Source organism: Limosilactobacillus sp., from assembly GCF_022651205.1.
In the GTDB taxonomy this organism is placed as follows: Bacteria; Bacillota; Bacilli; order Lactobacillales; family Lactobacillaceae; genus Limosilactobacillus.
This window is the reverse complement of sequence record NZ_JALCQI010000018.1, coordinates 18,847-28,561: the sequence shown is the minus strand read 5'-3', so window position 1 is coordinate 28,561 and position 9,715 is coordinate 18,847. Positions and strand designations below refer to the sequence as shown.

The 9,715-nt window shown below is 41.7% G+C and carries 8 protein-coding genes; 5 read left to right on the top strand and 3 right to left on the bottom strand.

Translation table 11 applies throughout. The features are described 5' to 3' along the window. Positions 1 to 140: 140 nt before the first annotated feature. Together LKJ51_RS05025 and LKJ51_RS05020 are read right to left on the bottom strand one after the other, a co-directional pair. Positions 141 to 1,316: an MFS transporter gene (locus tag LKJ51_RS05025; RefSeq protein WP_291978736.1), complete on the bottom strand. Its 1,176-nt coding sequence runs from the start codon at positions 1,314 to 1,316 to the stop codon at positions 141 to 143. 160 nt (positions 1,317 to 1,476) lie between these two features. Continuing rightward, the gene (locus LKJ51_RS05020; RefSeq protein WP_291978734.1) at positions 1,477 to 1,857 is read right to left on the bottom strand and encodes an aldo/keto reductase; all 381 of its coding nucleotides are present in this window, start codon (positions 1,855 to 1,857) and stop codon (positions 1,477 to 1,479) included. 262 nt (positions 1,858 to 2,119) lie between these two features. Here LKJ51_RS05020 and LKJ51_RS05015 point away from each other — a divergent pair, with 262 nt between their 5' ends. Beyond that, a complete protein-coding gene (locus LKJ51_RS05015; protein ID WP_291980148.1) occupies positions 2,120 to 2,413 on the top strand; it encodes a hypothetical protein in 294 nt (97 codons plus the stop codon). 208 nt (positions 2,414 to 2,621) lie between these two features. On the opposite strand, the gene LKJ51_RS05010 is transcribed toward LKJ51_RS05015, so the two are convergent. Next, positions 2,622 to 3,944, bottom strand: a complete 1,323-nt coding sequence (locus LKJ51_RS05010) for an aminopeptidase C (RefSeq protein WP_291978733.1) — start codon at positions 3,942 to 3,944, stop codon at positions 2,622 to 2,624. A gap of 160 nt (positions 3,945 to 4,104) precedes the next feature. Between LKJ51_RS05010 and LKJ51_RS05005 the strand changes: the two genes are divergently transcribed. From LKJ51_RS05005 to LKJ51_RS04990, 4 genes are all read left to right on the top strand, one after another. Then, complete coding sequence (locus LKJ51_RS05005) at positions 4,105 to 4,752, top strand: NAD(P)H-binding protein (RefSeq protein WP_291978731.1); 648 nt, start codon at positions 4,105 to 4,107, stop codon at positions 4,750 to 4,752. A 321-nt stretch (positions 4,753 to 5,073) separates the two neighbouring features. After that, entirely contained in the window at positions 5,074 to 6,828 is a 1,755-nt protein-coding gene (locus LKJ51_RS05000) for a glycoside hydrolase family 2 protein (RefSeq protein ID WP_291978730.1), read from the top strand. Between the two features lie 10 nt (positions 6,829 to 6,838). Then, on the top strand, positions 6,839 to 8,194 hold the full coding sequence (locus LKJ51_RS04995) for an MFS transporter (RefSeq protein ID WP_291978729.1): 1,356 nt from the start codon (positions 6,839 to 6,841) through the stop codon (positions 8,192 to 8,194). Between the two features lie 269 nt (positions 8,195 to 8,463). Then, positions 8,464 to 9,645 (top strand): acetyl-CoA C-acetyltransferase, encoded by a 1,182-nt coding sequence (locus LKJ51_RS04990; protein ID WP_291978728.1) that lies wholly within the window; start codon positions 8,464 to 8,466, stop codon positions 9,643 to 9,645. Positions 9,646 to 9,715: the final 70 nt, after the last annotated feature.

The following is a 9,715-nucleotide window of genomic DNA, read 5'->3' as shown; positions in this document are numbered from 1 at the left end:
CACCTCACAATGGACACCCTTGTCCTCAGCTCATGGTTCCGACTACTACGACCCATAGCGGACTTTCACCGCCTAGCTAATACCCATGCCGGGCGCACTAAAAAAACTGAACATAGTCATGAACTATGCTCAGTAAAATTTTAATGGTTGCTTACTGCACTATTTAGCTTCCGCCGATTAAAGAGGTAAATTAACAGGATCAGTGGAATAATTATGAGCATTACCGGATAGAACCATTTAACAGGCATTGTACTATCAACAATCCCCCCAATCACTGGTCCAAGGGTCATCCCAATATCTAATCCCAAGAAGAAGGTTGAACTAGCAAGTCCCCGTTCACTTTCTGGGGCAAGCATCATTGCGGTTGATTGACAAACCGAATAAATTAAGCCGTAACCAAAGGCCATCCCCGCAGCCGCCAAGGCCATTTCAAAGTTCGTTTTCATGACCGTTAGCATAATTAAATAGAATGCAGTCGCTACTGTACTAGTAATTAACCACGGACCAAAACGAACCGTATCAAACTGGTTCCGCAAGAATAAACGAATTGCTAATAAGATCACAGCATAAATTAAGAAATACGAGCCAACGGCAATTGGTAAATGACGTTGCTCAGTGTAAGCGACAATATCAGCCTGTGTTGCAAAGTACGGAATTGCAAAGAGAGCCGTTAGCGCGGCAACGGGTAACGAATCCCGCTGAATAATCTTCAGGTGGAACTTTTTTGTCTTTTGTGCTTGTGGCTCCGGTTTTGCCCGATTACCAACAAATTGTACCGTGATTACAACCATCAAAGCGGACAAGGCTGAAATAATGATAGCATCCCGGTAACCAATTATCCGGTAAAGGTTAATTGAAACTGCTGGTGCAAAGGCCATTGCAAGAGCATTCATCAAGCCGTAAAAGCTCATTGCTTCCCCAACATGGTTAAACGGTACTAGGTAAGAAAGCCAAGTAGTCATACAAACGGTACATAAAACATAACCGAGACCGTTAATTAAGCGAAAGACCAACAACAAACCACTATTTGGAGTAATTACATATCCCATTACCCCAACGAAACATAGCATCCCACCTAAAAATGCGAGTCCATATTTCGAATAATGATCAGTCATGTTCCCGGCAATTGGTCGAAGAAACATCGCTACAATGCTCATCATCCCGACAATAATCCCGGCAAAGGCACTTGATGCACCAAGCTTCTGCGCGTAACCATTAATCAATGGATTGCAGTACATATTACTAAAAATAAAGAAAAAGGATGCAGCCATTACGAGGACGACATCCTTTGTGAAGATCGATTCTTTCTTGGCCATCGAACTCTCCCCCTCTCACAAATTGTATATCGTTAATCATATACCTTTTTCATAAATCTGTTGAATTTAAAAAACAACACTCGACAAATCCGTAAATTTATCGGGTGTTGTTTATGAAAATAAGGTTATATATTTTGGCTATTTGTTGGATAACACGACTTTAGTTAGCACCATCAAGCTTATTAATATCGAAGCCTTCCTTTTTAACTTCTTCGCGGAGCTTATCAACCCGCCATTCTTCATTATCACCGTAGATCTTAATGTTATCTAATGTCCGGTTAATAACAGCCATGTCTTCATCGGATAACTCCACATCAGCAGTTGCCAAGTTTTCCTTAATGTACTTTTCATGATACATTCCTGGAATTGGTACTAAGTTCTTGTACTCATGCATTAAGTAAGCAAGGGCAATTTGCGCATAAGTAGCATGCTTTTCCTTAGAGAAGTGTTCAAGCATATCAAGAACTGGTTGGTTCTTCTTCAAATTCTCATCAGTGAACCAAGTAAATTCACGGTGAATATCATCATGTTTATAAGTCATCCCTGGCTTAAAGGCCCACTCAAGAAACCAGAAGCCAATGGCATGTAAGGGGTAAAACCAATATTGAGTTCCTTGCAGGCTTTAAGGGTACCATCATTGAGAATTCATTCTGGATAACATTGACTGGTAAAATCTTATGAGCTGTCCGAATTTGTTCTTCGATCGCACGTGACATTCCCCCAACCAAGGATCTTACCCTTTTCCTTAAAGTGCTTCATGGCTGTAACACATTCTTCAAAAAGAAAATTTACCAGGAATTATCGTGCTAAATAATATGGGATTATGGGAAAAAACTTTTTCAAAATACGCACCAGAAACTAAACTAATTAAGCAAGATAATTCATCAATTCTAAATCAAATTCACGAATTATCTAATCTTCCTTTTATCAGCTCAATTATTTACTCAGCAATTAATAATCAGAATTTTAAAAGAGTCCTTGTAGCAGATAAGCATTTTCATCAGCAGATCTTTGCTAATTTCAGAGCAGTTTCTGCTAGTGAACTTATCCCAATTATTAACTTAATCAAGGGAGCGTTTAGCAAACGAAATGACTAGCTACGCTTTGCTTTTATCAAGCTATACTCAAAAATGGCCTTCCCCGTTATGAGGAAAGGCCATTTTTACGTGTATTTTAATGCAGCAGAGTCCAGATCGGCTCTCCAGAAACTTGCTAGAGCTAGCAACCTCCTTCCTAGGCGCAAGTCGCCTTCGTCAGGAGAAATTGCTAGCTTTCCGCAAGTTTTTTGCTGGCGAGCACTCTTACCTACTGTAACGAATCCCAAGCCTTTAGGATTACAGGTTCAGTTTCGGCGAGTTGCTTTAATTCATCAGGAAGATACTTCTTATTAATGACTGCTTCATAAGTATATTCCTTAAACCAATCTTCGGTCATCACAAAGTAACCATTATTACCGTTGTCTTTGCCCCAGCTGTTTTCAATCTTCCAGCGGTTTGGTTCACCGTTTTGCAGGTTAAAGCCAGTCAAAGTCATGGCATGAGAAACCATTGCTTGTTTAGATTCAAGCCGTTCCTTCTTGTCCATTGTAAAGTCAATGTCGAGCAATTGAGCACGGTGGAACAACTTAGCATCCATTAAGCCCCGCTTCCGGTCCATTTGTTGAAGGACATCGTTACCTACCCATACGGTTTCACCAGCCTTCAATTGCTTCATGACTGTTTCTTGGAGGTACTTAAATGGAACATTAACAAACTTAATTGGAATTCCACCTGCCACACTATCCTGGGTTGGCATAGCGTAAACCTTATTGTATTCATGGTCTGGCGCATTCGTAACTACCACATAATCATTAAGGTTCGTCTCAAAGTATTCCCGGTAGAACTTCAATGGTGTCAAGCCAAGTACTTGGTGGAACTTCTTATCATCATCACGGAACTCTAGATCAAACTTTGTTGGCGGTTCACCAAATGAGTAGGCCGCGATCTTGTAAACGTCAGCCATCATCTTTTGTTGGGCTTTAGTTAACTCATCTTCACTTGCTCCGTCTTGAACCATCTTCCGTAATACCAGAGCATCCTTCCGCATTAGGTAGTTTTCGACTTCCGCAACGTCTGAGGTGTCCTTTGTATTGTGCGTATCAGGCATGACATATTCTGGAACAACCCCATACTTTTCAATAATTGAAGCAGCATTAGCCCATTGACCACCATCGTTTAATGCAAAACTCAGGTAAAAATCAACTGTCCGGTCATGGAGTGGCTTTTTGGCCGTTTCAATAATCTTTTGGAAGTACATGTTTGCCCGTTCAATCCGGTCCCAGAAGAATAAGTAATTTTGGGAAAGCTCAAAGTCCTTAAAATTATACTTCTTTGCGAACTTGTGCCGGAGCGTGTTCAAAGTAGCAAATGACCAGCACCGTCCACTGTGTCGTTGGTTACTTGGCTTCCCTGTCTTAATTTCATACGAAAATGCCCGGTGCAGACGTTGGCTTGCACTAGGATCTTCACTAGCATTCTTAATCCCGTTCTTTTGCACTGCCCGCGCGATTACATCAGCATCTTTCCGGTCATGGAATACCTTTTGATACTGTTTAACCATTTCTGTCGTCAGGTGTTTTTCTTCAGTCACAATAATCCCTTCTTTACTAATCTAACCAGTGACTATTACTCCTTAATCATAACTCACTTTTTCACTAACCGTCTATTAATTACCCGCGAAACGTTATTGCTTCTCCAAATCGTTATTAACAGTTAAAATAAATTTAGTGATTTACAAGGAGGAATTGATCATGAGTAAAATATTTGTTGCCGGTGGTTCTGGCCGAGTTGCTACTGAACTAATTAAGGATCTTGTTTCAGATGGCAATCAGGTTGTTGCTGGGGCACGTAGGCCAGAAAAGATCACCAATCTTGAAGGAGTTTCAGCAGTTAAACTTGATCTTCACGCAGAGGTTAATGAAATTGCCAAATTAATGAACGACTGTGACGTTGTTTACTTTGTTGCTGGCTCTCGGGGGAATGATCTCCTCCAAACAGATGCGTTTGGTGCGGTTAAAACAATGATGGCTGCTGAAAAAGACGGGATCAAACGTTACGTTATGTTAAGTTCAATGTATGCCCTCCAACCGGAAATGTGGACCAAGTACAAGGCTCTTGCCGAAATTACGGACTACAATATTGCGAAGTTCTTTGCGGATAACTACTTAATCCATAATACCGACTTAGCTTATACCATCGTCCAACCCGCTACCCTTACAGAAGAACCGGGGACTGGATTGGTAACGTTAGGCGCAGGCGGAGATACCACGAACCCAATTCCTGATGTTGCTAAGGTTCTTGCTAATACCCTCAAGCACGAAAACACCATCGGCAAAGTCATTATGATGCGTTCCGGTAAAACACCAATTGACGATGCATTAAGTAATCTTAACGATTAAACGAATATTTAAATTTCATCCCCTCATAGCTAGTTAAATCTAACTATTGAGGGGATTTTATTTTAAAAATGCATTGTTAATTAAATCACAATATCGAGCGTCAATTATCTCGATCGCACAATTTATATCAAGCGATAATTAACTTTCAAAACGGTTCTACCATAATAGTCCCTAAATAAGAAGATAGTGACAGGAAATTTCTCTTTATTGGTCTATTCCTCTATATTGTGAATATAATAAATTTTTTGACAATATATAAACTAGCTGGTACAGTTTAATTATCAGCTGATATAAAATATTTAATAAAACGGAGTGACAGTTGTGTTAAATAAAATTGATTATCCAAATCCCCAAATGATTAGAACCAACTGGTTAGATCTTAACGGGAATTGGGCTTTTTTTATTGCTAAAAATGAAAGCGATTCCACTAACCACCCAAGCAACTTTCCCGATCAAATTAACGTCCCCTATAGCTACACCTTTAAGAAGGCCCACGTCAACGAGAAAGAATATTTCCCCGTCGTCTGGTACCAAAAGTATTTTGACCTGTCCCTGAAGAAGGATCATCGATATCTCCTCCACTTTGAAGCCGTAGATTATCAATGCCAGTTATGGCTAAACGATCACTTTATCGGTAGTCATACTGGTGGTCACACGCCTTTCACTATCGACATTAGCAAGTGGGTAACAGCCACTAATAAATTAGAAATCCGGGTTGAAGATGTAAACGCAACTGATCAACCAATTGGTAAGCAATCCTGGAAGGATCACAATTTTCTTTGCTGGTACACCAGAACGATCGGTATTTGGCAAAACGTATGGCTTGAAGAAACTGGTGAGGAGTATTTAGAGAAAATCACTATGATTCCCGATATTCACCAATCTCAATTAAATATCGATGCTAAACTTAACCTTCCTGCGAAAGCTACCATCCGAGCAGCAATCAGTTTTCACGGACAAGTAATTAAAGTAGCTAGTTGCTCAACAACCAATGGACGAGCCCGTTTCGCAGTCGATGTCAGTAATGACGACCCTAATTTCCGTCTCCACTACTGGTCACCAAATGAGCCTAACCTATATGACGTTAGTTTTGAAGTCATTAAAGATAATTCAATCACCGATACCGTCAACTCCTACTTTGGGATGCGGCAAGTTGAAACACGGAACCAAGCAGTGTACCTTAACGATCAATCTCTCTACCAGAAATTAATCTTAAATCAAGGCTACTATCCTGATGCCGGACTAACTGGTTCTGTTAATGACTACAAAGCCGACCTGACGAAGCTAAAGGCAATGGGCTTTAACGGCAACCGAATCCACCAACACGTCGAAAGTCACCGAATGCTTTACCTCTGTGATAAACTCGGCGTTCTAGCATGGGCAGAATTTCCTAGCTCATTTAGTTTTTCCCCTGCCATGATGCGTCATACCTTGGCCGAGCTCCCTGATTTTATTGCTAAACATATCAACCATCCTAGTGTGATTGCTTATGTTCTGATGAACGAGTCCTGGGGCGTTAATGAAATTGCCCATAATCATAGAGAACAGTCATTTGCCGATAGCTTATACTACCTCACCAAGGGATTTGACGATTCCCGTCTAGTGATCGCCAATGATGGTTGGGAACAAGTTAAGACAGATCTATGCACAATCCATGATTATAACGGTGATCCTCAATCACTGGCCGCCAGCTACCAAAACCTCGAGCAAATCTTCACTGGTAACCCATCGCTTACCAGCGGCCGTCGTGTCTTCTGTGATGGCTATGAACGCCAAAATGTGCCATTCCTTATTAGCGAATACGGTGGGATTGCTTATGAAGAAAATGCCCAACAGCAATCATGGGGTTACGGTAAACGAATCCAGTCTAAAGAAGCCGTTGTCGATAAAATCGGGCAGCTTACTCAGGCTGTCATGAGTATCCCTCACTGCGCTGGTTTCTGCTATACCCAGTTAACAGATGTCGAACAAGAGGTTAATGGTCTATTAGATCATGACCACCAGTATAAGTTTGACCCAACCGCCATTCATCAAATAATGACGGCCACACATCAAACTGGCTTTGATTTTGATTAGGAGATTAAAAATGGAAAAACAAATTGATCAACAGCACGTCGCTTTATCCGAATACCTCGCTTACTTTTCGTATGGGTTCGGTCAATGCTTTAGTTTTGGAATTATTGGGAGTTTCATCCTGATTTACTATACCGATATTGTTGGAATTTCATCAGTAATCGCTAGTGCAATCTTTTTAATTGCCCGTCTTTGGGATGCCATTTTTGACCCAATTGTCTCTGGTTGGATCGATGCTCACAAGTCCACCAAGGGAAAGTTCCGGAAGTACATGCACTTTGCACCAATCTTCGTTATCGTTTCAACGATCCTTTGTTTCGTAAACCCTAATATCTCTCCTGCAGGGAAAATAATGTACGCTGCGATCACCTATATTCTTTGGGGAACCTGCTATGCCTTTTCTGACATCCCCTTCTGGTCACTTTCTACCGTAATTTCCAAGAGCGGTCAGGCACGGACTAATCTAATTACAACCGCTAACTTGGGTGTCTTCGGTGGGATCGGAATGGTTGGGTTGGTATTACCACTAATGCTGGCCTACTTTAAGCAACATGGCTCTCCGCAAACCAGTTACCTGATCTCTGTCAGTGTCCTGATGCTTTTCGGCTTTATCCTTATGGAACTTGGTTATAAGTTTACAAAGGAGCGGGTCGTTGCTAAAAAGGCCGAGAAGTTAACTGCCCATGATATTTGGACCGCCGTTAAGGCCAATAAGTACATGCTAATGATCTTGCTTCTCTTCTTCCTCAAGGTTGCAATGGAAATGGTTAACAACATTATCATCTACTTCTTTACCTACAACTTGTTTAACGCTAAATTCATGAGTATTTACGGGCTAATTGGAACCTTCAGTGCTCTTGGTTTCTTCTTTATTCCACTACTGACCAAGCACTTTAAGAAGCTTGCCATTCTGCGAATCCTGTTAATCACCGATATCATTGTCCGGATCCTCTTCTTTATGACCGGTTATCAAAATGTTGTTCTTGTCTTTATCTTTCTTGCAATTACGCAGACTCTTTATTCCGCTACCGGTCCAATCATCTCCGCAATGCTTGCCGAAACTGTTGAATACAGTGAAGTTAAGACTGGTCAACGGTGCGAGGCGATCGTCTTTGGTGGACAAACCTTTGCCAGCAAGGTCGCAATTGCTGTCGCCGGTGCCACTACGGGTCTCGTCCTTTCATTGATTGGCTATCAAGCTAACGCCACCCAATCATCAACAACCTTAACTGGAATCTTTGTCATTGTTTCAATTATCCCAGCCGTTGCTTCACTATTACGGCTTCTCGTCCTCATCAAATATGACTATACCGAAACCGAATTCCATAAGTGCCAACAAATTCTCGAACAACGGCACCAAGAAGTTTAATCTAATCTGTCTTATAATTGTTATAAATGCAGTTATAAGACTTTTTTATTGGGGGGGGAGGAATACCACCATGACCAACGAAGAAATCATTCATTCTGGAGAAATTTTCCAACCTGGGGATCCAGCAATTTTACCACCACGATCGTCGGATCAAACCCGAATCCTTAAATAAGATTAATAATTCACAAAGTCAAAGCTAAACGCTTGCGAGATGTTCATTTCCTCGCTAAACTAGTACAGTAATTTTATTTTTTGGGGAGAAATAATTGATGGAAAAAGTATTTATTGTGGCGGCCCAACGGACTCCAATCGGTAAATTTGGCGGTGCTCTATCATCAAAGTCTGCAATTGATTTAGGCGCAGCCGTAATTAAAGATGCAGTGCACAAGGCTGCTGTTCCGGCAGAGAAGATCGATCAAGTGCTCATGGGAAATGTTCTTCAGGCAGGAGCTGGTCAAAATCCTGCCCGACAAGCATCAATTGCTGCGGGACTAGATCAGTCAATCCCAGCAATCACGATTAACGATGTTTGTGGTTCAGGACTTTCTAGTATTACCCTCGGTGTTTCATTGCTCCAATCTCAACAGGCTCAAATAATTGTTGCCGGTGGAATGGAAAGCATGTCCCGTGCTCCTTACGTTCTCTTAAATGCTCGCCATGGCTATAAGTTTGGTAATGGTGAATTAGTCGACACCATGCAAAATGATGCTCTCCAAGATGCTTGGGGTGGCTACGCAATGGGAATCACAGCTGAAAATGTTAATGATCGTTACCACATTGCCCGCTACCAGCAGGATCAGTTTGCCCTCCGTAGTCACCAAAAGGCTGTCCAAGCTCAACAGGATCATGCCTTTGATGATGAAATCACGCCAGTCAACGTTACTGTTCACCACCAAGATACGGCTATTGATACCGATGAAGCACCTCGAGCTAACACTTCTTTAGCTGCCCTCCAAGGACTGAAACCTGCTTTCAAAAAGGATGGTTCGGTTACAGCAGGAAATGCTTCTGGATTAAACGACGGAGCTGCTGCTGTGGTTCTTGCTAGTGAAACAGCGGTTAAGAAATATCACCTGACCCCACTTGTGGAATGGCAGACTTCGACTACCGTTGGTCTTGATCCTGCAGTAATGGGACTGGGGCCATACTACGCTATTAATAAGTTATTTAATAAGACTGGTTTAGACAAGGATGCAGTTGATCTCTTTGAACTAAATGAAGCCTTTGCCGGACAATCAATCGCCTGCGAACAACTATTAAAGCTTGATGACCATAAAGTTAATCCGCGTGGTGGTGCAATTGCCCTCGGTCATCCGGTCGGTTGTTCAGGTGCCCGAATTGCCGTTACTCTTGTCCATGAAATGCGGGATCTACATAAACAAACTGGGGTTGCCTCCCTCTGCGTTGGTGGCGGAATGGGGATTGCTGCTTTGGTAAAACTGCCTAACTAAGAGATAAACGAAAAGGACGTAACAGAAGTCATAAATAACTTCTGTCACGTCCTTTTTTATGCTAAATTTA